The organism is Nocardia fodinahabitans, from assembly GCF_052983615.1.
Window position 1 is genome coordinate 2,954,400 of record NZ_JBRJJC010000001.1, and the last position, 22,754, is coordinate 2,977,153.

24 protein-coding genes and 1 pseudogene are annotated in these 22,754 nt (G+C 67.9%); 6 read left to right on the forward strand and 19 right to left on the reverse strand.

What is annotated here, in order from left to right; translation table 11 throughout:
- Positions 1-27: 27 nt before the first annotated feature.
- The 5 genes and pseudogenes from NV348_RS13850 to NV348_RS13870 all read right to left on the reverse strand — a co-directional run.
- Positions 28-480 (reverse strand): annotated as a pseudogene (locus NV348_RS13850) (ESX secretion-associated protein EspG); the annotation flags it as partial.
- 13 nt (positions 481-493) lie between these two features.
- Positions 494-1,798: a hypothetical protein gene (locus NV348_RS13855; protein ID WP_447147305.1), complete on the reverse strand. Its 1,305-nt coding sequence runs from the start codon at positions 1,796-1,798 to the stop codon at positions 494-496.
- Positions 1,799-2,173: a hypothetical protein gene (locus tag NV348_RS13860; protein WP_447147306.1), complete on the reverse strand. Its 375-nt coding sequence runs from the start codon at positions 2,171-2,173 to the stop codon at positions 1,799-1,801.
- Positions 2,174-2,188: 15 nt separating this feature from the next.
- Complete coding sequence (locus NV348_RS13865; RefSeq protein WP_447147307.1) at positions 2,189-2,737, reverse strand: DUF3558 domain-containing protein; 549 nt, start codon at positions 2,735-2,737, stop codon at positions 2,189-2,191.
- A 421-nt stretch (positions 2,738-3,158) separates the two neighbouring features.
- A complete protein-coding gene (locus NV348_RS13870) occupies positions 3,159-3,755 on the reverse strand; it encodes a maleylpyruvate isomerase family mycothiol-dependent enzyme (RefSeq protein ID WP_447147308.1) in 597 nt (198 codons plus the stop codon).
- A 71-nt stretch (positions 3,756-3,826) separates the two neighbouring features.
- On the opposite strand from NV348_RS13870, the gene NV348_RS13875 reads away from it, so the two are divergent.
- Positions 3,827-4,294 carry a MarR family winged helix-turn-helix transcriptional regulator gene (locus tag NV348_RS13875; protein ID WP_447147309.1) on the forward strand — a complete coding sequence of 156 codons (468 nt, stop codon included), beginning with the start codon at positions 3,827-3,829 and terminating at the stop codon, positions 4,292-4,294.
- A 46-nt stretch (positions 4,295-4,340) separates the two neighbouring features.
- Here NV348_RS13875 and NV348_RS13880 read toward each other — a convergent pair whose 3' ends face one another.
- Together NV348_RS13880 and NV348_RS13885 are read right to left on the reverse strand one after the other, a co-directional pair.
- Complete coding sequence (locus tag NV348_RS13880; protein WP_447147310.1) at positions 4,341-4,754, reverse strand: type II toxin-antitoxin system VapC family toxin; 414 nt, start codon at positions 4,752-4,754, stop codon at positions 4,341-4,343.
- Entirely contained in the window at positions 4,747-5,001 is a 255-nt protein-coding gene (locus tag NV348_RS13885; protein WP_387161076.1) for a type II toxin-antitoxin system Phd/YefM family antitoxin, read from the reverse strand. Before NV348_RS13885 ends, NV348_RS13880 begins: the two co-directional genes overlap by 8 nt.
- Before the next feature lie 272 nt (positions 5,002-5,273).
- Between NV348_RS13885 and NV348_RS13890 the strand changes: the two genes are divergently transcribed.
- On the forward strand, positions 5,274-6,434 hold the full coding sequence (locus NV348_RS13890; RefSeq protein ID WP_447147311.1) for an FAD-binding oxidoreductase: 1,161 nt from the start codon (positions 5,274-5,276) through the stop codon (positions 6,432-6,434).
- A gap of 38 nt (positions 6,435-6,472) precedes the next feature.
- Positions 6,473-7,228, forward strand: a complete 756-nt coding sequence (locus NV348_RS13895; protein ID WP_447147312.1) for an FAD-binding oxidoreductase — start codon at positions 6,473-6,475, stop codon at positions 7,226-7,228.
- Between the two features lie 87 nt (positions 7,229-7,315).
- On the opposite strand, the gene NV348_RS13900 is transcribed toward NV348_RS13895, so the two are convergent.
- From NV348_RS13900 to dnaK, 9 genes are all read right to left on the reverse strand, one after another.
- Positions 7,316-7,735 carry a hypothetical protein gene (locus tag NV348_RS13900; protein WP_447147313.1) on the reverse strand — a complete coding sequence of 140 codons (420 nt, stop codon included), beginning with the start codon at positions 7,733-7,735 and terminating at the stop codon, positions 7,316-7,318.
- Positions 7,732-9,090, reverse strand: coding sequence for a hypothetical protein (locus tag NV348_RS13905; protein WP_447147314.1), 1,359 nt, complete (start codon positions 9,088-9,090; stop codon positions 7,732-7,734). Before NV348_RS13905 ends, NV348_RS13900 begins: the two co-directional genes overlap by 4 nt.
- 4 nt (positions 9,091-9,094) lie before the next feature.
- Positions 9,095-9,394, reverse strand: coding sequence for a WXG100 family type VII secretion target (locus NV348_RS13910; RefSeq protein ID WP_402648746.1), 300 nt, complete (start codon positions 9,392-9,394; stop codon positions 9,095-9,097).
- Entirely contained in the window at positions 9,394-9,696 is a 303-nt protein-coding gene (locus tag NV348_RS13915; protein ID WP_447151031.1) for a WXG100 family type VII secretion target, read from the reverse strand. The genes NV348_RS13910 and NV348_RS13915 overlap by 1 nt, the downstream gene beginning before the upstream one ends.
- Before the next feature lie 134 nt (positions 9,697-9,830).
- Complete coding sequence (locus NV348_RS13920; protein ID WP_447147315.1) at positions 9,831-11,000, reverse strand: globin domain-containing protein; 1,170 nt, start codon at positions 10,998-11,000, stop codon at positions 9,831-9,833.
- Positions 11,001-11,615: 615 nt separating this feature from the next.
- A complete protein-coding gene (locus NV348_RS13925; protein ID WP_378825622.1) occupies positions 11,616-11,963 on the reverse strand; it encodes a heat shock protein transcriptional repressor HspR in 348 nt (115 codons plus the stop codon).
- A 131-nt stretch (positions 11,964-12,094) separates the two neighbouring features.
- Positions 12,095-13,279, reverse strand: coding sequence for a molecular chaperone DnaJ (gene dnaJ / locus NV348_RS13930; RefSeq protein WP_447147316.1), 1,185 nt, complete (start codon positions 13,277-13,279; stop codon positions 12,095-12,097).
- Positions 13,280-13,378: 99 nt separating this feature from the next.
- The gene (gene grpE / locus NV348_RS13935) at positions 13,379-13,945 is read right to left on the reverse strand and encodes a nucleotide exchange factor GrpE (protein WP_447147317.1); all 567 of its coding nucleotides are present in this window, start codon (positions 13,943-13,945) and stop codon (positions 13,379-13,381) included.
- A complete protein-coding gene (gene dnaK / locus NV348_RS13940; RefSeq protein ID WP_447147318.1) occupies positions 13,942-15,786 on the reverse strand; it encodes a molecular chaperone DnaK in 1,845 nt (614 codons plus the stop codon). Before dnaK ends, grpE begins: the two co-directional genes overlap by 4 nt.
- 57 nt (positions 15,787-15,843) lie before the next feature.
- Here dnaK and NV348_RS13945 point away from each other — a divergent pair, with 57 nt between their 5' ends.
- Genes NV348_RS13945 through NV348_RS13955 form a run of 3 tightly spaced genes read left to right on the forward strand, consistent with a single transcriptional unit; the run spans position 15,844 to position 16,654 of the window.
- The gene (locus tag NV348_RS13945) at positions 15,844-16,161 is read left to right on the forward strand and encodes a hypothetical protein (RefSeq protein WP_447147319.1); all 318 of its coding nucleotides are present in this window, start codon (positions 15,844-15,846) and stop codon (positions 16,159-16,161) included.
- Positions 16,158-16,349 (forward strand): helix-turn-helix domain-containing protein, encoded by a 192-nt coding sequence (locus NV348_RS13950; RefSeq protein ID WP_447147320.1) that lies wholly within the window; start codon positions 16,158-16,160, stop codon positions 16,347-16,349. Before NV348_RS13945 ends, NV348_RS13950 begins: the two co-directional genes overlap by 4 nt.
- 59 nt (positions 16,350-16,408) lie before the next feature.
- Positions 16,409-16,654, forward strand: coding sequence for a hypothetical protein (locus NV348_RS13955; RefSeq protein WP_447147321.1), 246 nt, complete (start codon positions 16,409-16,411; stop codon positions 16,652-16,654).
- Here the strand turns inward: NV348_RS13955 and NV348_RS13960 are convergent.
- The 3 genes from NV348_RS13960 to NV348_RS13970 form a co-directional block, all read right to left on the reverse strand.
- Entirely contained in the window at positions 16,647-18,206 is a 1,560-nt protein-coding gene (locus NV348_RS13960; RefSeq protein WP_447147322.1) for a dynamin family protein, read from the reverse strand. The two genes, NV348_RS13955 and NV348_RS13960, sit on opposite strands and share 8 nt — an antisense overlap.
- Entirely contained in the window at positions 18,203-19,921 is a 1,719-nt protein-coding gene (locus NV348_RS13965) for a dynamin family protein (RefSeq protein ID WP_447147323.1), read from the reverse strand. The genes NV348_RS13960 and NV348_RS13965 overlap by 4 nt, the downstream gene beginning before the upstream one ends.
- Positions 19,922-20,015: 94 nt before the next feature.
- The gene (locus NV348_RS13970; protein ID WP_447147324.1) at positions 20,016-22,493 is read right to left on the reverse strand and encodes an IniB N-terminal domain-containing protein; all 2,478 of its coding nucleotides are present in this window, start codon (positions 22,491-22,493) and stop codon (positions 20,016-20,018) included.
- Between the last annotated feature and the right edge of the window lie 261 nt (positions 22,494-22,754).

Sequence of the window (22,754 nt, forward strand, 5' to 3'; positions counted from 1 at the left end):
GGGGCGAGGGGCCGCGAGTTCAGCTGCGGTAACTTTGATTTCGCGACCGTTGCCGGGTCCGACCTTGGGGAGGGTGGACAGGACCGCTGCGGCCAGGGCCTCGGGGGCCATCAGGTGCAGGGTGACATCGCCCGGGTCGGAATCGTCACCGGGAGCCTGAACAGCCAAGGCGGCGTAGGTGTCTCGGGTTCCGCCGTGCGCGCGGATCGTTCTCGTGCTGCCGGAAGCGCCCGCTACCTCGACTCGGGCATGGGGAGCCAGCAGCGCGGCCATGGCGGCGTCGAGGTCGCTGTCGAACTCGGCCATCATGCTCTCGGCGGCCTTGCTGCGCAGCCGGAGGATCTCCGCTTGGGATTCGACGCCGATGTGGCGGTGATGCAAGGGGTACGGCAGGACGTCGCGGCCCGCCGCCTCCCACAGGGTGCGGAAGTCTAGAGCGGTGAGATGCCAGGTACGCACGGGAGATCTACTCTGTTCCATCAGGTTTCGCGATTCAGTCGGCGCCGATGACGGGCGGAACCAGCTTGGGCAAGTTGTCCAGACCGGTGAGTTCGTCACCGTGTTCCTGGGTGATCAGGTAGTCGGGAATGCCCTTGGTTGATTCGTCGTCCTTGCCGCCGCCCCGCGCACCGGGAGCGCCCATGCCCGGCATGCCCGCCCGGCCTGCCGTACCGCTGCCCGCGCCCGCGGCCCGGGCGCCCGCGGCCGTGGTGCCCGCGGTCGCGCCACCACCGGGTACCGCGCTGCCCGGGGCCGGCGAACCCGGCGATCCGGAGCCGGGAGTTCCTGCGCCACCGGGTGATCCGGATGGCGATCCCGCGCCCGGTGCGGTGCCACTCGGCGTGGTGGATGCCGGCGTGGTCGCCCCGGGGTCGGTCGACTGCGGCGCGGTCGTGTCGTCGTCGGTCGTCGTGTCGTCGCCGGTGGTGGTCTCGTCGTCGGCGGTGTCACCATCGGACGGAGTCGTCGACGCCGGAGTCGTGGACGCCGGGTCGGTCGCCGGTTGATCGGTGCCCGAGGTGGACGAATTCGGGTTGTTCGAATTGGGTTTGGTCGATCCACCGTTGTAATCCGGGTCCCCGCCGCCGTTCTCGACCGTCTTCGGGATGGGAATGACCGGAACCTCGGTATCGGATTCGATAATCACCGGAGCATAGACAGACTTCAGGACGCGGACCGCTTCGACTCGCGCATTCTCCTGTGCGACATCGTCATTGCGCCAGGCGCGGCCGGTGAAGAGACCGCCGAAGTTGTCCAGGCCACTGCGATGCTCGGGCTCGTACGGAACGAGGCGCTTGGTCGGTTCGAGGCCGGTGCGGAGTTCGTCGAGCTTGCTTCTGGTGAGCGCGGCAGCGGTGGTGACCTTCTTGCCCGTGGCGTCGTATGCCGCGACGGTTTCCGCTGCCGCGGTCGCGGCCGCACCGGACCAGATATCGGGCGCCGTGCCGCGAGTGATCTGCTTGCGGAACTCGTCGAGCGAGGTGCTGTTGCGGGTCGAGATCTCGTTCCACGCGCCGATCAGGTCGTTGACGGCATCGAGGTCGATCTTGTCCACCTTGGCCCGCAGTTGAGCGACAGTCCCCTCGAAGGCGTCGGTTTTCGTCACCATGTTGGGGCGGTATTCACCGTCGAATCCGAGTTCGGCAGCCCTCTGGCGGTTGGTCGTGCGCTGGTCGTTGTATCGATCCTGGATGTCCGCGATATCGGCGGCATCGAGCTCACCGTCGTCGCCGAACGGGGACAGGACGAAGTTGCGAAGGCCGCCGAGGAGGTCGAGTCCCGCGATGTTGGGTTGCATCTACTTCACCTGCTCGGTGGTGTAGTCGAGGGCATTGGCGGTTTCGATGTCCTGGCCGGTGAGGCGTTTGAACGAGAGGGAGAAGACTTCGCGCAGTTGTTTGACAGCTTCGATGTCTTTGAGGATGACGGCGTCGACGGAATTGTCGTCGCCGGTCGCTTGCCGAAGGAACTGCTTCTCGAGCTGCCTCGCCATGTCGAAGTCACCGAAGCCGCTGACGGCCTGCGCTCGCACAGCCACGGCGCGAAGTGAATCCAGATCTGTGAGCCGCTTATCGCAAGCCTTGTACATGTGGTATGCGGCGGCCTCGTCGTTCAGATAGACCTCGCCCGCGCGAGTCTTTCCGAGCAGGTCCGAATACGGGGATTCAGCCATGTCCGTTCCGCCCCCTCATTTCGGGAATGTCGGCACGAGGGTCTCCCCCACTCGCGCCAATGACACACACGGATCCGTCAGTCCGTCCAAGCTCGCGCGGTTCAGGATCTGCAGCTGCACGACGCCCTGCGCGACCGGGAACACGGCGTTGCAGTCGAGCTTCTTCGAAGCGCCTTCGACGCGGAACTCTTCCCCGGCTCGGCTGGCGATCGTGACCGCGCGGAAGTCGACGTTGCCGGGCTTGGACTTGAACTGATCCACAGTCTTGTTCGTGGCGTAGACGGTCACGGCGAAGGTCGGGCCATCCCATCCACAGATCTCCCACCCCGACTGCGGAACACCGGCAACACCCTTTTCCTCGGATGCCGGATCCACCCCCGCCGCCTTCAGCGCATCATCGGAAATCTCCGTGCACGGATTCCACAACACCGGCTTCGCCGTAGTGGTCGCCCCCTTCGACGAGGTCTCCCCCGAGTCGCACCCGGCCAGCCCGACCACCGCAAGGCCCGCCACGATCACTGCTGTACCTGCGCGTTTCAATCCCCACCCCTTCTCGCCGTCCACTGCTCTGACCTGGGACATTAGCATGGGAAAGGGTGGTTGAGCCCGGCCGCGTAGGTCGATCGACCATGAGTGGACTTCGACTTTCCAGCCCGTTCGACGGGCGCGATCCCGAGGGCAAACCGGTGGTGAACCGACCCGGTCCGGACCCACGGATCCGCGATCGAGCGCTCGCCTATCTCACGCACGCGCCGGTGGTTTCGAGCTCACACAGCTAGGACACCGACGACTTCGACGCGCAGATTCGGGATGTGCCGTTGAACTTCCACACCAACGGGGTGTTCGTGTAGCCGGGGGCGGTCCTGCGTCACCTGCGCAAGTACGGGATGGCACGAGCCCGCATTGGTCCAGCACATCGTCGGCAAGAAGTTCGAGATCGGGGAGGTCGCGCGGCAGGCGGCGGTGCGGTTGGTCGCCGGCTGACTCAGCGGCGGACGAGGCCGGTGACCTCGCGGCCGGTGAGGAGTAGCAGCAGCTCGAGGGTGGTGCCGCGGAGTTCGGGGCCGGAGCCGACGGTCCAGGGCGAGTCCTCGGCGACCAGGGTGACGTCGGCGAGGCGGCGCTTGGCCCAGAACGGCCAGCCCATGGTCCAGACCCGTTGGGCGGCAACGGCTGCCGCGGCCGGGTCGACAGCGACAGTGCGGCCGAGGGGGCGGGCGATGTCCTGGGCATGCACGATGACGTCGAAATGGATGTTGCGGTAGTTGGTGACCGCGGGCAGACGGCGGGAGTCGGCGACGGCCGACAGTTCGGCGGCGAGGTCGGGGGTGGCGTCGGCGTGGCGGACGGCGAGGTCGTGGTTGAGGCGGTGGAAGCTGCCGCGGGCGCGGGCGGCTTCGCGGAGCATGCCGAGGGGACCGGGTGGTTGTGGGGCCAGGGCCACGTGCGCGGCGACGTCGCGGATGCGCCAGCCGTCACAGAGGGAAGGAGTGTCCAGCTCCGCGGGGGTGAGGGTGGTGAGCAGGTGCGCGATGGCGCGGCGCTGCTCGGCGATGATCCGCCAGTGCTGATCGACATCCATGACCACGGCCTCCAATTCGTCAGCCTTTCTGACTAATATAGTCAGTAAAACTGACCGGATCAAGGAGTGGGATGAGCGACGACGCACTCAACCTCGGAGTTCTCCTCTTCGTTCCCTATCGGGAGATGGAACGGCGGGTACTCGTCGCCCTGGTCGAGGGAGGGTTCGACGAGCTCACCCCGGCGCAGGCGCGCCTGGTCGCGCGGATCGGACCGGAGGGATCGCGCCTGACCGAACTGGCCGCCCAGGCGCAGATCACCAAGCAGACCGCGAAGGTGCTCGTCGATCAGCTCGTTCGCAACGGATACCTCGAACGGCATCCCGACCCCAGCGACGGACGTGCCCGGCAGTTGCGCCTGGCCGAGAAGGGCAGACGTGCCGTGGAACTGGCGAATCGGACAGCATCGAAGGTAGAGGCAGAGTGGGTCACCCATCTGGGGCGACCCGCCGCCACCGACCTGCGGAACACCCTGATCGAACTCCGGCGGATCACCGATCCCTACCACACCGAACCAGAACAGCGCACGACTCCGAGATGACCTACATCATCGACGGGCGTTCCGCCGTCTCGTCAGGCCCGTCCGTTCACACCGCTACCAGGGTGAGCACCGGATCCAGGCCGCGGAAATCATCGATATTGCTCGTGTAGAGCGGCAGATCGTTCGCGGAGGCTATCGCGGCGATCATCAGATCCATCTTGCGCGGCTTGGGATTTCGACCGCCGGCGATGACGAGTTTGGCCATTGTCGCGAACCGGCGCGCCGCCGCGGAACACAGCGGCAAAGCGTCGAAAGCATGCTCTACTTCCAGCATCCGCTCGGTCCGGAGGGCAAGCGTTTTCGGCTCCGTCGCCAACGCGATCCCGATCCCCAGTTCGACCAGGGTGACCGTGCTGATTCGCGAACGGATCGGAAGTTTCGCGTCATCGATTCGCGGGAGATCAATGAGTACGCACGTATCCAGCAGGCCGACCGGGTGCCGCATCGGAGCGTCAGTCATCGAGACGCTCGGCGCCGAACGCCGCGTCGATCTCCGCACGTTCTTCCGCCGCGGTGCCGGCGTCGGCAAAACGCGCGAGACGCGCCTTCAACTCGGCCGTACCGATGTCGCGCTGCGGGCGGATCGGGCGCAGCTCGCCGACCGGATGACCGTTGCGGGTGATGATGAAGTCATCACCGGCCTCGAGGGCATCCATCACCCCGGCGCTGCCGTTGCGCAGCTCAGCTTGGGTAATCATCCTGGTCATATCGGCAAGGATAGCAAGCGATGCTATGTGCGGCTAGGGCTCGCGCCGGGCGGCGGTGGACCGAAGATTCGGGACGAGCAAGATCACCGACCCGTATCGATGACGGCGCCATCGTGCCAACCCCGCCGACGACGGCTTACGATCCGTCCGGCGAATGGGACCGTGACGAGCATCCCTGCACCCAGCGGCTGGTTTCGGGGGATACTTGAGGAGGCGCCCGTCGTGAGGCGGGGCCACATCGCAGCAATTTCAGGGAAAGGGAGCTTGACGACGTGGATGCGCGTTCGCTTGCGCTGGTCCGCGCCGATTTCCGCGGGGTGTCGGAGACACCCGGTGGTCCCGAGCGGCTGATCAGCGCTTTCTACGGTCACCTGTTCGCGCAGAACCCGGCGTTACGGGAGCTGTTCCCACCCGCGATGGACATGATGCCCAAGCGTCTGATCACGGCGCTGCAGTATGTCCTGGACAATCTGGAGGACTTCGAGCGCGCACAGAAGTTCCTCGAGCAACTGGCCCGCGACCACCGGAAATACGGGGTCGAGGCGGACCACTACGACATGGCGGGCCGGGCGTTGCTCTCGGCCCTGCGCTCCTTCCACGGCAACCGGTGGACCAGGGAACTGCACGAGGGCTGGAGCGATATCACCATCCTCGTCTCGGCCTCGATGGCGATCGGCGCCAACGAGGACAAGTCGCAGCCGTTCTGGGGCGCGACGGTGGTCGGGCATCGCAAGGTGCTCGACGATCTGGCGATCGTGCGGCTGCAGGCCGACGGGCCGATCCCGTTCAAGGCGGGCCAGTACGTGCCGGTGCAGGTCCCGCAGCGGCCGAACATGTGGCGCTACTTCTCCCCCGCGATCCCCGCGAACCCCTATGGCGAGATCGAGTTCCACGTGCGCCGGATCAGCGGCGGCTGGGTGAGCCCCGCGATCGTCAACGACACCAAGGTCGGTGATCGGTGGAAGATCGCCGGTCCGCTCGGCGGCCTGCACGTCGACCGGGAGTCCGGGCGCGATGTGCTGTTCATCGGCTCCGGCACCGGGATCGCGCCGCTGCGCGCGCAGCTGATCGAGATGAGTCAGCGTGGCATCAATCCGCGCGTGCACTTCTTCGTCGGCGGGCGCTTCCCCGGCGACCTCTACGATGTCGACAATATGTGGCAGCTCTCCCAGTCCAACCCGTGGCTGACCGTGGTGCCGGTGTGCGAGGAACGCGACGATCCGTGGTGGTATCCGCAGCGGCCCGCGTCCGCGCCGAGCGGCATGTACCGTCGCCTGGTCGGTAATCTGGGAGCGGTGGTGACCAGCTTCGGCTCGTGGGCCGATCGGCAGATCCAGGTCGCCGGCTCACCGCGGATGATCGCCGACACCCGCCGCGCCCTGATCCGGGCCGGTACCCCGCCGCAGATCATCGCCGCCGACCCGGTCGGCTGAGAACCCGTCCCGCACCACCCGTTTCGCGAAAGAGACCGATGAGCGAGATTCCCGATCCGGCCTGGACGGCCACCGTCGTCGGCCATCACCGCCTGCGCAACGACATCGCCGTGATCCGGCTGATCGGCGACTTCGTGCCGTTCGCGGCGGGTGGCTCGGTGGAGGTGGAGGTGCCCCAGCACCCCGGCGTCCGGCGCAGGCTCTCCCCCGCGCTGCCGCCCTCGCTCGACGGCAAGCTGGAATTCCATGTGCGCACGGTGCCCGGCGGCTGGTGCTCGAGTTCGATCGTCGCCGACACCAAGCCCGGCGATCAGTGGCGAATCAACGCGCCCTACGGCGTTTTCCACGTCGATCCCGAGGCCACCGAGGTGGTGATGATCGCGGGCGGCACCGGTCTGGCGCCGATGCGCGCCCAGATCCTCGACCTGGCCCGACGCGAGAACCCGCCGCGCACATACCTTTTCTACGGTGGCCGCTCCCCACGCGACCTCTACGCCGCGGACATGCTGTTCCTGCTGTCCGGCGAATTGCCCTGGCTGACGGTAATTCCCGTGGTCGAGACCCCCGACGATCCGCCGATCCGCGACGAATGGCACGAGCACTCCCGCGTCGACATCGGCTTCGCCCCCGCCGAGATGCTGCACGGCACCCTCGCCGACGTGGCCGCCGCGCACGGCCCGTTCGATCAGCACCAGGTCCTGGTCTGCGGCTCCCCCGCCATGGTCCGCACCACGGTCGACCGCCTCATCGACACCGGCACTCCCCCGACGAACATCATCGCCGAGGGGGCATAGAACAGAGGCCACTACCCTGGCACCTGCCCGAACGTGTCACCTGGCAGATTCCAAGAATACCCAGTGAAGAATTACACCGGTTTCGTTCTAATCTGCCCGCAGAAGGGGGTCGTCGGACCATGGATCCCCGTATATTTCATACGGGTCACCCAGCTCGTTCAGGCGCTTGCGACCAGCCGACGTGATCGCCGCACGAAAGACTTCGCTCGATCCAATTTCAGTGTCGGAAATCTCGAGATACCCGGTCGAATTGTTGAACCCTTCCGCGATTCGGCGAATCCCATCCTCGACGGGAACCGTCCATGGCTCCCACGATCGCCCGCCTCCTGGAAACGCCCCGAGTTGAATGTACCCTCGCGTGGCCAGATCCTGGATCACCTCCAGAACACGGCGTCGGGAGTACTCTCCGGGCGTGATTTTCTGCACGTCGGCATCGAATTCGGCGATCGGCGCCCAGTCGTCATCGATCGCATACAGCAGAAAGTTCTCTAGCTTAGTATTCATCATTTCGGTAGATGCACCTTCACTGGCTTACCACTTCCGGGATACTTGACATCGATGGTGACGCCTCCCGAATCACTGGTGTCCCTGATACGAACCTCTGTTCCATCCGGCAGACGGGAACCGCGGCCCGGGTAGCTACCGACATCCATCGGCTCCCCCTTTCGAGTGATCTGATCGTACAGTTCTCGAATCTCTTCGTCGGTATCCAGTTCACGATGCGGTTTGGTATTACCAGGCCGCGTGGCCGATTCGAGAAGTTCCTTGACCTCCTCAGCGTTTGCTGGTCCGGCGGCCGCAGCACCACCGCCGCCTGCGGTCGCGTCCGGCGCATCGTCAGCGGCGATGTAGACGGCCAAGCCCGCGATCGCCGCGACCGCCGCGCTGACACCCGCGTTGGTGAGGTCAGGGACCGCCGTGAACCCACCGGTAGCTGTGCCGGCCGCGACGACAGTACCGAAGATGACGAGGAGGCGGCTGGCGGTCACCGTGTTCTTGATGATCAAGGCGGTGCTCTCGACAATCTCGACCGTGATGACAGCACCACCCGCAGCGGCGCCGCCGGAGGCGAGTCCGGCTGTGAACACCGCGGTGACCGCGACGACAGCGATGGTGATGCCGATCGCCGCGGCGATCTCGATACCGGCTTGGGCGACAGCGGACTGAATCTCGGTGCGCATGTCGGTGAGCGCGGTGTGATGTTCGGAGACCGGAGTGACCATGCCCTTGGCGGCATCGGCCACCAACTTCGCGGCCTGTTCGAGGGTGTTGAGCTTCTCCTCGACATCGATGATGTTCGGGTCCGTGCTGCCGGTGAATTTGGCGTTGACCCCTTTGACCCGGTCGGCGGCACCGGTGATATAGCCACTGTCGGCGAACGCTTTCCACGCATCGCGCGCTTTGACGAGCTTGGTCGCGTCACCGTTGGGAATCTTGCCGACTTTCTCCAACAGCCCGACAACGGCACCCTCGTCCAACCCCGCCCCGTTGTCACCTCTCGCCGTGACGGGAAGCGCCATCCCGGAGTCGTACAGCGGTTCCGACACCGAGGGACGCGCTGGTTCGGGACCGCTTGCGGTGGCTCGGTTCGAATGCCACCAGTTGTAGCCGCACGCTTCCAGCACATCACCGTACCGACGCAGGGCATTGGCCAATGTGGCTGTCAAGGTGACGATGTCCGCTGCGTGCCGGTCGTAGGTAGTGGTCCAGTCAGTGCATTTCTCGTGGTCGCCGGCCATCCCGCCGCACTCGTTCTGCAGGGTGGAGTTCAGCGGCCCCAGGGCGAGGCTGATGTCGTCGGCGAGCAGATGGCACTTCTTTCCGGCGTCGTAGTACATGCCGGAATCAATGGTCCAGGACACCTGGCTATCCGCCTTGTAGCATCCGCTTGTTGGTCTCGGCCGCAGTCGAATAGCGGCCGTGGGCAGACCTTGCGGCCGTGCTCATGTCCTGTATCCCCTCGGCGAACTCCCGCGCCCCGACTATCCACTGCTGATGGGCGACTTGATAGGCGTCCGCCGCGAGACCTTCCCAGGTGGTGCCCTTCAGCGTCGCGACATGATCATCGATGTCGTCGAGATGATCGGCGACGAAGCCGGCGAGCCCAGCCAAGCGCGCCACGATCTGATCGAGCTGATCCATATCGACAGAGAACTCCGAACCCATCACGACTCCGTCAGATCGAGGCCAGCCATATTGAGGCTGTAAGACGTTGCGGTGTCCTGGTTCTGGAAGTTGTCGGCGGTGATACCCAGCTTCTCGGCCATACTGGTCAGAGCGGTGCAGATCTGGGTTCCGCCATCGTTGGTTTCGGTCCAGCCGGTCCTGAAGTCATCGGCCAGATCCCCGGTCCAGCCGCCGGTGAGCAGGGTCTCGACCTCGCGGCTCGCTGAATCCAATGCCGTACGCAGCGCATCAGCGATGCCGTAGACATACCGACCGACATCGCGGACTTCGTCGGGAACCACCGACAACGACTGACCGTCGCTCCCCCCAGGAGTACTCATGTGGTGCGACGCTACCGGACACCGGTATCCGTCGCGAGCGCTGCAGATCCCGGCCATCGACCCCGCAGGTTCACCCGTCCGAGCGAACCTCGGGCTTAGAACAACGGGTCGTGGCGGATCGACTTGGCCTGGGTGCCGGCGGCCATCAGGCGAAACTTGGTGGTTTGGACCATGGAGGGGGAGCCGACTATCTGGACGTCGCGGTCGGCCCAGGGGCCGTAGCTGGCGACGACCTTGCCGATCTGGCCGGTCATCCGGGGTTCCAGGCCGGGTAGGTCGGCCTGGGGGTCGCCGGAATCGTAGAACCACCAGGGGTTCTCGTCGCTCTCGCTGACGGGGGTGACGGAGAGCCACTTGTTGGCGACGGCCAGCTGGCTCAGTACCTGCAGGTCGTAGAGGTCGCAGGGGTGGTGGCCGCCGACGAACAGGTGGACCTTCGGGTTCACCCGGCGCTGCGCCATCGACATGATCTGCGCGCGCAGCGGCGCGACGCCGGTGCCGCAGCCGACCATCAGCATCTTGCGCTTGGTGTTGCGCGGGACGCCGAGTCCGCCGAGCGGCGAACCGAGCAGCCACTGGTCGCCGACGGTGGTGTGCGAGACCATGGCCGGGCTCACCCAGCCACCGAGCACGCTGCGCACGTGGAACTCGATCTCGCCGTTGGCGTTCGCCGGGTTGGCCGGGGAGAGGTAGCGCCACATCCGGGGCCGCGCGGGCACCTGGACGCTGAGGTACTGGCCCGCCGCGTACTGCATCGGCTGGTCGAGCTGGACCCGGATGACCGCGAGATTGCGCAGCACTTCCCGGCGTTCGACCACGGTCGCGCTCCAGGCGGCGGGGGTCGACTCCTTGTCGGCGGCGCTGATCATCGCGCCGCTGATGGTGGCCAGGCCCTCGTCCCAGGCGCTGGCGACCTCGTCGGTCCACATCTCGGTGCCCGCGAACTGGCGCATGGCCGACTTCAGCGAGTTGGCGACCGCGACGTAGTGCGCGGGCTGCACACCGTACTTGCGGTGATCGCGCCCGAGCTGGGCCAGGAAGGGGAGCAGCTTGTCCGGTTCTTCCAACCGGTCGAGCGCGTAGGAGATCGCCTTGACGAGCCGGTCACGCTGGGAGTCCATGGCTGCCGGGAAGTAGTCACGGATTCCGGGATAGTCCGTGAACAGGATCGAATAGAACGACCTGGCTAGCTTCTCGTGCCCACCGTCTTCCGCAGCAACCGCCTTGAACGTAGTCCGGATCAAAGCGACAGTCCGCGAATCCATATGTGTCACAACCTCGTTTCGCCATCGAACGCTAGCCGCGCCGGCGAGTGACGGGCTGGGAGGACACTCGTCAGCAGCCGATGCGAGAAGTCTAGGCGAGGTTTGCCAGCTTCGGAATCGTACTCTTAAACATCACGCATGTAATTCTCTAAAAACCAGATGGTACTCATCAGTATCACCTGAAAACATACCCCAAGATCGTTAAAGTGGGGTGAACACTACCTCACGCTTTGCTGATCTTGTCAGGGAAAGCATCGATCGCGCACCAATGTGCCTGGTAGAGCGACTCTTCCGCTACGAATCCGGGACCCCGAAACCCGACGCGCCGTGCCGCGACACGCGGGGAGGGTGTGTCGGGGTGCCGCGATCCTCCTGCGGAAACAGGTTCCGAATGGTCCGAATTCAGCATCCTTACAGCAAACTCCTGTAATGGTTCCGAGATATATCCCCACCTCACAGCGTTACGGCCGGCAGTGGCACCAGCAAGCTCACGAATAAAGAGGTTGCTGGAGAATCACCAGCCGGTCGCCGGGGGTTGACCGGCCAACGGACGAGCCCCCGGTCCGCGACCGCGGTAGCGGATCGCGAGCCGGGGGCTCGACCGAAACGTGGAACTCAGCGCCGATGCCGTGGCTGCCACACCACGAGCGCGGTGCTGCGCTGGGGCGGCGACAGGTCGGGCCGGTAGCCCGCCCGCAACTGCTCCAGCTCGGCGCTCATCTCCTCGACGCGCTGCTGCAGCGCCTCCACCTGGTTGGTGAGCTCGATGATGCGCTTGATGCCGGCGAGGTTGACGCCCTCGTCCTGCGACAGCCGCTGCACTTCGCGCAGCAGCTCGACGTCGCGGGCCGAGTACCGGCGTCCGCCACCCGAAGTGCGTTGGGGTGTGACCAAACCCAGCCGGTCATAGGTGCGCAACGTCTGCGCGTGCATACCCGCCAGCTGAGCCGCCACCGAGATCATGAAGAACTCGGCACGCGAGGTCCCACCCGACGCGGACTTCGGAGCCGGATCCTGATCTGCGCCTCTCCCGACGCCCTCCATGGTCACGCTGCGCTACCTCCTCCGGGCGCTGAGCTCGATGCGCGGGGCCATCAAGCACCCGCCCATCCCGCACGCGGATCGAAGCCACCCGACTTCTCCGCCTCCTGATAGCGCTTGAGCGCATCGGTGGCATCGGAATCCAGGTTCTGCGGAACCGCGACCTTCACCGTGACCAGCAGGTCACCGGCGCCGCCCGCAGCGCCGCGCTTGGGCACACCACGACCGCGTACCCGCAGGATACGCCCGTCGGCGGTGCCCGGCGGCACCTTCACACCGACCCGGCCGTCCAGCGTCGGCACGGAAACAGTTGTCCCCAGTACCAATTCGCTGTAGCTCACCGGGAGCACCAGGGTGAGGTCGTCGCCCTGGCGGCCGAACACCTTGTCCTGGCTGACGTGCACGGTCACGTAGAGATCGCCCGAGGGCGCCCCACGCAGGCCCGCTTCGCCCTGCCCGGCCAACCGGATCTTCTGCCCGTCACTGACACCGGGCGGAATCCGGACAGTGATCGTGCGGGTGCGGTTCTGGATGCCGGTGCCCGAGCAATCGGTGCACGGATCGTCGATGATCGACCCGGTGCCGCGGCAGTCGTCGCAGGGCTCGCTGAAACCGAACGCGCCCTGATTACGGCTGACCACACCGGAACCGTTGCAGTGCGGACACACTCGCGGGCTGGTGCCCGGCTTGGCGCCGCTGCCGTGACACGTCGTGCACGGCGACGGACTGGTCATCCGCAGCGGGACGGTGACGCCCTGGGCGGCCTCGCGGAAGCCCAGCGTCGTCTCGGTCTCCACGTCGGAACCCCGGCGCGGACGGCTCGCGCCGCGTGCGCCGCCCCGGTTGAACAGCCCGCCCAGCAGATCGCCGAGCCCGCCGTCACCCGCGGCGCCCGCGCCACCGGCCTGGCCGAAGATGTCACCGATGTTGAAGTCCTGCGAGAAGCCGCCGCCCGCACCGGGAGTGAACCCGCCGCCGCCGTAGCCGCGACCGCCGCCGCCCGCGAACAGGCGGCGCGTCTCGTCGTACTCCTTGCGCTTGGCCGGATCCGACAGCACGGCATTGGCCTCGCTGACCACCTTGAACCGCTCCTCGGCCTTGCTGTCACCTGGGTTGGAGTCCGGGTGCAGGTCGCGGGCGAGCTTGCGGTAGGCCTTCTTGATCTCGTCCTGCGAGGCGCCGGAGGAGACACCCAGCTCCTTGTAGAAGTCCTTCTCGATCCACTCCCGTTGGCTCACCGGGCATCTCCTCCTCTCCGTGTTGTATGGCGCCGCTCTCGGGGCCCTACGTGGTCACGCTCCGCTACCGCCTTCGGGCCCGTCGTTCGCGGCGCGTTGTTATCGAGTGTCGCCGTCGGCATCCGAATCCGATGCCCCCACGGCCTCGGCATCGGTTACCCCGACCAGCGCGTGCCGAAGCACCCGGTCGCCGAACCGATAGCCCTTGCGCATGACCAGGCCGATCACCGGATCCGCGCCCGAACCCTCGTGCTGCACGGCCTCGTGCAGCGTCGGGTCGAACGGGTCACCGACGCCACCGAATTCGACGAGACCCTGCTTGGTCAGCGCGGTCTCGAGCTTGTCGGCGACGGCCTTGAGCGGGCCGGTCTCCAGGTCGCCGTGCGCCCTGGCCCGGTCCAGATCGTCGAGCACACCGAGCAACTCGGTCACCACCGCGGCCTTGGCCGCGTCGATGTTGGCCTGACGATCCCGCTCCACCCGGCGGCGGTAGTTCGCGTATTCCGCGGTCAACCGCTGCAGGTCGGCGGTGCGCTCGGCCAGCTCGTCGCTGACCGGCGCCTCGGCCTCGCCGTCGGTGGACGGCTCCGCCGCCGCGTCGGCGGCGGAGTCGGCATCGGTGACGATGTCTTCGATCAGCTCCTGTTCGGAGTTGGCCTCGGTCACTTCTTCTCCGTGTCGACCGGCTCGTCCACGACCTCGGCATCGACGACGCCGTCGTCATCGACAGGGCCCGCACCGTTGCCTCCGGCGGCGGCGTCGGCGGCCTGCGACTCGTAGAGCGCCTGGCCCAGGGCCTGCGACTCGGTCGCCAGCTTCTCCACCGCGGTCTTCACGGCCGCGATGTCGGTGCCGGCCAGCGCGGTGTTGGCCTCGGCGATGGCCTCTTCGACCTTCGACTTGATGTCGGCCGGGACCTTGTCCTCGTTGTCCTTGATGAACTTCTCGGTCTGGTGCACCAGCGACTCGGCCTGGTTGCGGGTCTCGGCCTCCTCGCGGCGGGCCTTGTCCTCGGCGGCGTGCGCCTCGGCGTCCTTGACCATCCGGTCGATCTCTTCCTTGGACAGGCCGGAGCCGTCCTGGATCTTGATCTTGTTTTCCTTGCCGGTGCCCTTGTCCTTGGCGGTCACGTGCACGATGCCGTTGGCGTCGATGTCGAAGGTGACCTCGATCTGCGGCACGCCACGCGGAGCCGGGGGCAGGCCGGTCAGCTCGAAGGAGCCGAGCAGCTTGTTGTGCGAGGCGATCTCGCGCTCACCCTGGAACACCTGGATCTGCACGGACGGCTGGTTGTCGTCGGCCGTGGTGAAGGTCTCCGAGCGCTTGGTCGGGATGGTGGTGTTGCGCTCGATGAGCTTGGTCATCACGCCACCCTTGGTCTCGATGCCCAGCGACAGCGGGGTGACATCGAGCAGCAGGACGTCCTTGACCTCACCCTTGAGCACACCGGCCTGCAGGGCGGCGCCGACGGCGACGACCTCGTCCGGGTTCACGCCCTTGTTCGGCTCACGGCCACCGGTCAGTTCCTTGACCAGGTCGGAGACGGCGGGCATACGGGTGGAGCCACCGACGAGCACGACGTGGTCGATGTCGGCCACGTTGATGCCGGCGTCCTTGATGACGGACTGGAACGGCGCGCGGGTGCGGTCCAGCAGATCGGAGGTGATCTTCTGGAACTCGGCGCGGGTGAGCTGCTCGTCGAGGAACAGCGGGTTCTTGTCCGCGTCGACGGTGATGTAGGGCAGGTTGATCGAGGTCGACTGGCTCGACGACAGCTCGATCTTCGCCTTCTCGGCAGCCTCGCGCAGACGCTGCATGGCCATCTTGTCCTTGGTCAGGTCGATGCCCGAGGACGCCTTGAACTTGTCGACCAGCCAGGACACGACGCGCTCGTCCCAGTCGTCGCCACCGAGGTGGTTGTCACCGGAGGTCGCGCGGACCTCGACGACGCCCTCGCCGATTTCCAGCAGCGAGACGTCGAAGGTGCCGCCACCGAGGTCGAAGACCAGGATGGTCTGCTCTTTGTCGCCCTTGTCCAGGCCGTACGCGAGCGCGGCCGCGGTGGGCTCGTTGACGATGCGCAGCACGTTCAGACCGGCGATCTGGCCGGCTTCCTTGGTGGCCTGACGCTGGGCGTCTTCGAAGTAGGCCGGGACGGTGATGACCGCGTCGGTGATCTCCTCACCGAGGTAGGCCTCGGCGTCGCGCTTCAGCTTCATCAGCGTGCGCGCGGAGATTTCCTGCGGGGTGTACTTCTTGCCGTCGATCTCTACGTTCCAGTCGGTGCCGATGTGGCGCTTGACCGAGCGGATGGTGCGGTCGACGTTGGTGACGGCCTGGTTCTTGGCAGGCTGACCGACGAGTACCTCACCGTTCTTCGCGAACGCGACGATCGACGGGGTGGTGCGCGAGCCTTCCGAGTTCGCGACGACGACCGGCTCGCCGCCTTCGAGAACGGAGACGACAGAGTTCGTGGTCCCGAGGTCGATTCCGACCGCACGAGCCATAGTGATTCCTCCTGTTTGACGAACTTAGGGGCAACAGTCTCAGTAACACTGAGCGTGGTGGGCTCAATCCTGCCCCCGAGATCCCTCGCGAGTCAACCTGGACTTGAGTCACACACGCTCAATGTTGTCGATCTGCACAACCAGCAGCTGCGGCGATTCATTCCCGCCGCCCGAAAAAACTTCCCGACCCCGGGCCATTCTTGCGCCGACCTCGCTCAACCGCAGCACCCGACGCCACATCGTGACCGCCCGGAGACCGACGAAGCGCTCGACATTCTCGACCTCGCCGCCGAGGACGAGCCCTACTCCGGGACGACTCCGACCGTTGAGAACATGCGGCTGCGGTCACGACTGATGAGCACGCTGACCGAATGATGAGCGCGCTGACCGAACACATCGAAGCGGCGGGGTGGACGCAGGCCGTGGCGGCGGAACGGCTGGGCGTGACACAGCCGCGGGTATCCGATCTGACGCGGGGAAAGATCGGCCTCTTCAGCTTGGACGCACTGGTGAACATGGTGGCCGCCGGGATGCACATCGAACTGAGCGTGCACGCCGCCTGAGGCAGGCCCCCGGGATTGGGGGCAGGGCGGTGGGTGACTCGGTGGGATAGTTTCGGAGGATGCTGAAGCGTGGGATCTGTGGGTTGCTCGTGAGTGGTGCGGTGGTTTTCGGGGGTGCCGGGGTGGCGGCGGCGGAGAGTGCGCCGGTGGTCGCGGTGGCCGATGACGGGTGCACGTTCTCGTCGGTCGGTGGGTCGTGCAGTGATCCCGGTCCGGTCGGGCACGCGCTGATCGCGATCCGGGAGTTCGCCAAGAGCCTCGGCTATGGGACCGGAAGCTCTTCGGGGACCGCGTACTTCATCTGACCGGACGCGACAGCTCGGCCAGGATTCCTTCGGCACTGCGGGCCGCCGCGCGGCAGGCGGTGGCAGTGGCCTGATCGGCCAGCGGGTGCGCGGCTCGGGTGCGCCACGTGCGCACCGCGCTGAAGGCCGTGGCGCGCACGGTTTCCAGGTCGACGTCGGCGGGCAGTCCGAGACGCAGGTGGGCCGCCACGCCCGCACCACCGAGGATGCGGTGGAGGTCGGCGAGGACCGGTGCGGGCAGCGGGAGTTCGTCGGTGCGCAGCCGGCCGAGCAGCCGCAGCTCGGTGAAACCGTGCACGTCGGCGAGCCGGGCGCGGACCCGGGGCCGCAGCCGGTCGGCTTCGGTGCCGGAGTAGGCGACGAGGATTCGGTCCAGCGTACTCAGCGCCGAATGTGCCTTCAATTCCTCGGCGCGCTGGCCGAACTGGACCTCGAGCACCGAGCGCAACTCATCGATCCCGCTGCGTGCGGCCAATTCCGCTGCCAGCGAGGCCGAATCGCGAACGCCGAGGCGGATCAGCATGGTGGCCATGCGGATACCGAACAGGCCGAAGCGATCCGCCAGCTGCGCACGCAGTTCCGGCGCCACGGGCAGCGCGATGTCGGCGCGGGCGAACCGGTCCGCCGAGAGCAGAGCGACACCGAGATCTTCCGCGGGGACCGTGGCCAGCGCCTCGAACGCCGCGAACTCCGGCTGCCGCAGCGTGGACGCGGCGAACGCGAGCAGGCCCGCCACCGGAATCACCGCCTGGCACAACCCGGTCCGTTCGAGCTCGCCGGCGAAGCGGGCCGCGACATCGCGCGCGGAATGCAGCGCGTCGATGCGGCCCGCGCCGATCTCGTCGGCGCGCGACACCACCCCGATCACACCGAGCGGACCCGCGCCACCGGCACCGGCGCCGATCTGTTCGAGGAACTGCACGTCGGTGGCGTCGAGGCGGCGCAGCAGGTAGACCACGGCATCCGCGCCGGGCGCCGCGATGGCCGACCCGCGCGCGTCGGTCCCGGCGGCGGCCGGGGTGAGGAGCCGCGCGGTGCGCAGCGACACCTCACGCGACAGCGACGAGGTGCCGGGGGTATCGATGATCGTGGTCTGGGCCAGCGCCGCCGACGGCCAGCCGACCTCGAGATGATCGACCTCACGGGGACGCCCGACATCCCAGTGCAGTGCGGTCAAGTCGAACGTGAGGCCGTGCGCGCCGGTGCCGCGGCGCACGACCACATTGGCGCGGGCGCCGTCGGCCGCGTGCGCGGTGACCGTCGGGGTGGCGCCGTCGCGGTACCAGGTGACCACGCGGGTGCATTCCGTGGCATCGGTCGGGGCGACAGCCTGGCCGACCAGCGCGTTCAGCAGCGTCGACTTGCCCGCCTTGATCGAGCCGGCCAGTGCGACGCGCAGCGGCTCCCGCAGACGGTACTCACACTCGGCGAGCAGGGCGCGCGCGTACTCGTCCCGGCCGAGTATCCGCGCCGCCGCGCCGACCAGCTCGTGCGCTTCGGCCAGGATTCTGGGTTGGGCCTGGGGCGCGGCGGTGTCGAAACGGTGGGTCACCCAGATACCGTACCGTCGGCCCGTCCCAGCTCGGCTTGCATGGAATCCGCGTAGCGACGTAGCTCCGCGACGGCGGTCAACTGGCGTTCCAGCACGACGGTGCGCTCGGCGCGGTGCGTCGCGGCCATCGTCGCCGCGTCCTGCGCGGCCCGCAGCGAGGCATCGATCGAGCGCAGGCTGCGCTCGGCCACCCCGGCGAAATGATCACGCAGGGCGCGATGGATGCGGTGCAGGCGATCCTTGGTGTCTTTGCTCGCCTGGAACGCCACGTCGTCGAGGAAGCGGCGCACCTCCGCGTTGCCCTCGATCCGGCGGCGAGCCAGGCGCGCGGACTTGTCGTCGCGATAGGCCTTGCCGCCCACGATCAGGCCGGCGCCGAGCGAGATCGGGTTCAGCATCGCCAGACCGGCGAAGGTGGTGGCCAGGCCGACCATCAAGACGCCGCCGTAGGAACCACGCATGCCGACCAGCACCTTGCTGGCGAAACCGATGTCCGGCTCGAGGTCGGCGAGCGAACCCGAGCTGGCGAGCTGGCGCTCGTCGTCCATTCCGGCATGGACCTCGGGCAGATCGACGGCGCCGACTTCGGCGAAATGGCCCGCGATGCGTTCGGCGAGCAATTCGGCCCGGCGATGGGTGAGCAGGAGGTTGTCGCCGAGCGCGGTGTCGACGGAGCTGGTGAGCCATTCGGCGATCGCGCCCCAGTGCCGGCCGGGGTCGTGCTCGTCGATCCACTCCTGGCCGGTGCGGGCGACGCCGCGCAGGCGTTCGCGCAGGTCATGGTCGACGTCGCCGACGAGATCGGTGATGCCGTCGGCCAGAGTCTGCTGCCAGCTCGCGGTGCGCCGCTGCAGATCCTCGGCGGCCGCGCGCGCCGCCTGCAGCTCGGTGACGGCGGCCGAGCCGAGCGCGGGATCACGCAGCGCGACCAGCTCGCTGCCCAGCGCGAGCGCCAGATGTTCGGCCGCCGAGGACAACTCGCGGGCGACCGCCTGACGGGTCGCGGCCTGGTCGCGGGCGACCACGCGGTCGCGCAAGAATCCGAACAGCACACCGAAGCCGGACTCCGCGCCGAGCTGCGCGTCCTGCAGGCGCAGCGCGTGCGCGCGCAGCAACGCCGAGACCGGGATCAGGGCGACATCGGCTTCCGCGCGGGTCAGGTGCGCGCGATCGGCCTCGAGCACCTGGTGCCAGTGCGGGTAGAGGTCGGTCTTGGTGAGCAGAACCGCGACCGTGGGGCACAATTCGCGGATCTGGCGGATGAAGGTGAGCTCGGGCGCGGTGAGCTCGGTGGAAGCATCCGAGAGCACGAGCACCGCGTCGGCGGCCGCCGCGATACCGAGGACACCTGCGGCGCAAGCATTTCCGTGACCACCGACGCCGGGAGTGTCGATCAGCACGACGCCGTCGGCCAGCAGCTGGTTGGGCAGTTCGGCCTCGATCCGCACCACCTGCCTGCCCTGGGCCAGTGCGCTGCGCGGATCTACCTCGCCGATCTCGTCGAACGGGATCTCCACCCGCGACTCGTCGGCGCCGGGGGCGGTGAGGACCAGGAACGCGCGCTGCTGCGCACCGTAGGACAGTTGCAGCGGGAGGACGGTGGTCGTGTCGTCACCGACCCGGCACACGTCCAGCCCGAGCAGCGCGTTCACGAACCGGCTCTTGCCCTGGCCGAGCTGGCCGGTGACGACGATCCGATGCCGCGGATCGCGCACCCGGACCGCGACCGTTTCCAGGCGCCCGACCAGATCGTCGCGACCAGCGGCACCGCGTTCGGTGCGAGAGTCCCCATCGCAGCGCCCGTTTCGCTCAGTGGAACAGTCCGTCGGTGTGGGTGTCCACACCTGTTTCGGCGACAGTACTCGACTCGCCGAACAGCGACGTGTCGCCGCCGCCGAGGGTCGAACCGTGCAGGCCGGAGCCGAACGCACTGGACACATCGACCGCGGACCAGGTGTCCGCGGCGGTGGTCACCGCCCCCTGCGCGGTGCCACCGAGCGCGCCCGACGCGTCGGTCTGGGTCGTCGACGTTCCGGTGAGATCGCCGGTCACAGCCGTGCTGCCCTGGGTCGCCCCGCTGACCGTGCCGCCGAGACCGCCCGCGAGCTGCGAACTGCTGCTCGTCGCGCCGGACAGGCCCGCGTCGGCGAAGCCGCCGAGACCCGCGTCGGCGGCCCCGCCCAGACCCGCCTGTGCGTCACCTGCGGTCGAACCCGCAAGGCCGAGGCCGGTTTCCAGGCCGGACTGTGCGCCGCCGGCCACCGAACCCGACAGGCCCGCGCCCGCGTCGGCCAGGCCGTCGAAGCCCGCCTGAGCGCCACCCGCGGCCGAACCCACAAGGCCGACACCGGTTTCCAGGCCGGACTGTGCGCCGCCGGCCACCGAACCCGACAGGCCCGCGCCCACGTCGGCCAGACCGTCGAAGCCCGCCTGAGCGCCACCCGCGGCCGAACCCGCGAGGCCGAGGCCGGAATCCACGGCCGCGCCGAATCCGGCCTCGGCATTCGTGGCGGCCGAACCGGTCAGGCTGGTACCGAGGGTCGCGGCGGTGTCGAGGCCGCCCTGCAGACCGGCGCCGGTCGTCGTGGACAGGGCCGTGTCCAGCCCCGTCGAGACCTCGCCGCCGCCGGTGATCAGTCCGTCGATCCCGAAGCCGCCGTCCACGCCACCGATCAGGCCGGTACCGGCCGACGCGGCACCGCCGAACCCGGTTTCCAGGCCGGTGCCGAATTCCGCGCCCGCACCGACGGCACCGTCGAGACCGGTGATCGCCGTGGTGGTCGCGGCCGCGCCGAGGCTGCCCGCCGCCTGTGCTCCGGCCGAGGCAGCCGCACCCAGTCCACCGACCGCCGTGGTCGCTCCGCTCACGCCGGCGTTCAGCCCGCCGCCGAGCTGGGCGCCCGCCTCCGTGGTGAGCCCAGCGGCTCCGTCCACCAGTCCATCGACACCGGCGGTGAGGTCACCACCGGCACCGAAGGCCCCGCTCAGGGCCGTGTCCAGCCCGACGCCGAGCGCGCCACCGGCACCTGCCGCGCCGGTCAGCGCACCGCCGAGACCGGCGCCCGCGTCCACGGCACCGTTCAGCCCGGCCGCGAGATCGGTACCCGCACCGACCGCACCGGTCAACGCGCCATCGAGACCCGTACCTACCTCGCCACTCAGGCCGGTAGCGAGATCCGCGCCTGCGCCAAGGGCTCCGTCGAGACCCGCACCCGCATCGAGCGCACCGTCGACACCCGCTCCGACCACGCCATTCAGGGCACCGCCCGCTCCGGCGGCGATGCCAGTGCCGGCATCGACCGCACCATTGAGCGCACTGTCAAGGCCCGCACCCGCACTGAGCGCACTTTCGAGACCGGCACCTACCGTGCCGTCCAGGCCGGTGGCAAGGTCGGCGCCCGCGCCCGCGGCGCCTGTCAGCGCACCATCGAGACCGGCACCGACCGTGCCGTTCAACGCGCCACCCAATCCGGTGGCGAGGCCGGTTCCGGCACCTACAGCGCCGGTCAGGGCACTGTCGAGACCGGCACCCGCGCCGAGCGCACCGTTCAACGCACCACCCACACCGGCAGCGAGGTCGGCGCCCGCACCCACGGCACCGTTCAGGGCGCCGTCGAGACCGGCTGCGAGGTCGGCGCCTGCGCCGGCTGCGCCGTTCAGGGCACCGTTGAGGCCGGCACCGAGCGCGCCGTTCAGACCCGCGGCGAGATCAGCGCCTGCGCCGAGCGCGGCATCGAGGCCGGCGCCCGCGCCGATCGCACCGTTGAGAGCGCCGCCCAGGCCGGCGGCCAGGTCGGCGCCTGCGCCGACTGCGCCGTTCAGTGCGGCGTCCAGGCCGATGTCCGCGCCGATGGCGGTGGAGAGGCCGGTATCGATGTCGACGTTCGCGCCGGTGACGGCCGACAGGGCGGTTTCGAGGCCCGCGCCGACCTGGGCCGCGGCACCGGCGACGGCCGAGGCGGCCGCGCCGAGGCCGACGTCGAGGCCGATGCCGAGCTGGGCATCGGCGGCGGTCGCCGCTGTCACGGCGGCGGCCGCGGTAGCCGTCGAGGCGAGGGCGGCGCTCGTGCCCGCCGCGGCACCGGCCGCCACGATCGCCTGCAACTGGGAGCCGCCGCTGACCAGTGCGGATTCCGCCACCATCGGGGCGACGGCGGAAATATCCTCGGGCGTCACGTCGAGCCCGGCCACGGTCAGTGCCTGGCACGGGTTGGCGCAGTAGGCCGCGGCGGCCTCACGGTCGCGCAGCAGGTTGAGGATGAATTCCAGAATCGCATTGGGTGTCATCGAGATCAGCTCCTCCAGATCATGGGCGGTACTGCCCGATCCGTTGTCGTCGGAATGTCTTTCACGCTAGGTCCGCACGCCGTTACAGGTAACGGGGCGAATACCTAGTTCACGAAGGGGTCCCCCGTTAGGGGGACACCACCGATTAGGGGACTTTCCCCGTACTTGCCCCGGCACAGGTAACAGCTGCCCCCTAGCAACCGACAGTTCGAGTGGGACGCCGACCACCCCGGCGATCTCGCTGTACTCACCATTTCCGGT

Excerpts from the sequence above, each read along its gene's own strand:
- NV348_RS13875 (WP_447147309.1), top strand. The coding sequence starts at position 3,827 with ATGAGCGACGACGCACTCAACCTCGGAGTTCTCCTCTTCGTTCCCTAT.
- NV348_RS13955 (WP_447147321.1), top strand. The coding sequence starts at position 16,409 with ATGCTGAAGCGTGGGATCTGTGGGTTGCTCGTGAGTGGTGCGGTGGTT.
- dnaK (WP_447147318.1), bottom strand. The coding sequence starts at position 15,786 with ATGGCTCGTGCGGTCGGAATCGACCTCGGGACCACGAACTCTGTCGTC.
- NV348_RS13885 (WP_387161076.1), bottom strand. The coding sequence starts at position 5,001 with ATGACCAGGATGATTACCCAAGCTGAGCTGCGCAACGGCAGCGCCGGG.
- NV348_RS13925 (WP_378825622.1), bottom strand. The coding sequence starts at position 11,963 with ATGATCTCGGTGGCGGCTCAGCTGGCGGGTATGCACGCGCAGACGTTG.
- NV348_RS13920 (WP_447147315.1), bottom strand. The coding sequence starts at position 11,000 with ATGGATTCGCGGACTGTCGCTTTGATCCGGACTACGTTCAAGGCGGTT.
- NV348_RS13855 (WP_447147305.1), bottom strand. The coding sequence starts at position 1,798 with ATGCAACCCAACATCGCGGGACTCGACCTCCTCGGCGGCCTTCGCAAC.
- NV348_RS13860 (WP_447147306.1), bottom strand. The coding sequence starts at position 2,173 with ATGGCTGAATCCCCGTATTCGGACCTGCTCGGAAAGACTCGCGCGGGC.
- NV348_RS13950 (WP_447147320.1), top strand. The coding sequence starts at position 16,158 with ATGATGAGCGCGCTGACCGAACACATCGAAGCGGCGGGGTGGACGCAG.
- NV348_RS13970 (WP_447147324.1), bottom strand. The coding sequence starts at position 22,493 with ATGACACCCAATGCGATTCTGGAATTCATCCTCAACCTGCTGCGCGAC.
- NV348_RS13910 (WP_402648746.1), bottom strand. The coding sequence starts at position 9,394 with ATGGGTTCGGAGTTCTCTGTCGATATGGATCAGCTCGATCAGATCGTG.
- NV348_RS13900 (WP_447147313.1), bottom strand. The coding sequence starts at position 7,735 with ATGATGAATACTAAGCTAGAGAACTTTCTGCTGTATGCGATCGATGAC.
- NV348_RS13895 (WP_447147312.1), top strand. The coding sequence starts at position 6,473 with ATGAGCGAGATTCCCGATCCGGCCTGGACGGCCACCGTCGTCGGCCAT.
- NV348_RS13870 (WP_447147308.1), bottom strand. The coding sequence starts at position 3,755 with ATGGATGTCGATCAGCACTGGCGGATCATCGCCGAGCAGCGCCGCGCC.
- NV348_RS13880 (WP_447147310.1), bottom strand. The coding sequence starts at position 4,754 with ATGACTGACGCTCCGATGCGGCACCCGGTCGGCCTGCTGGATACGTGC.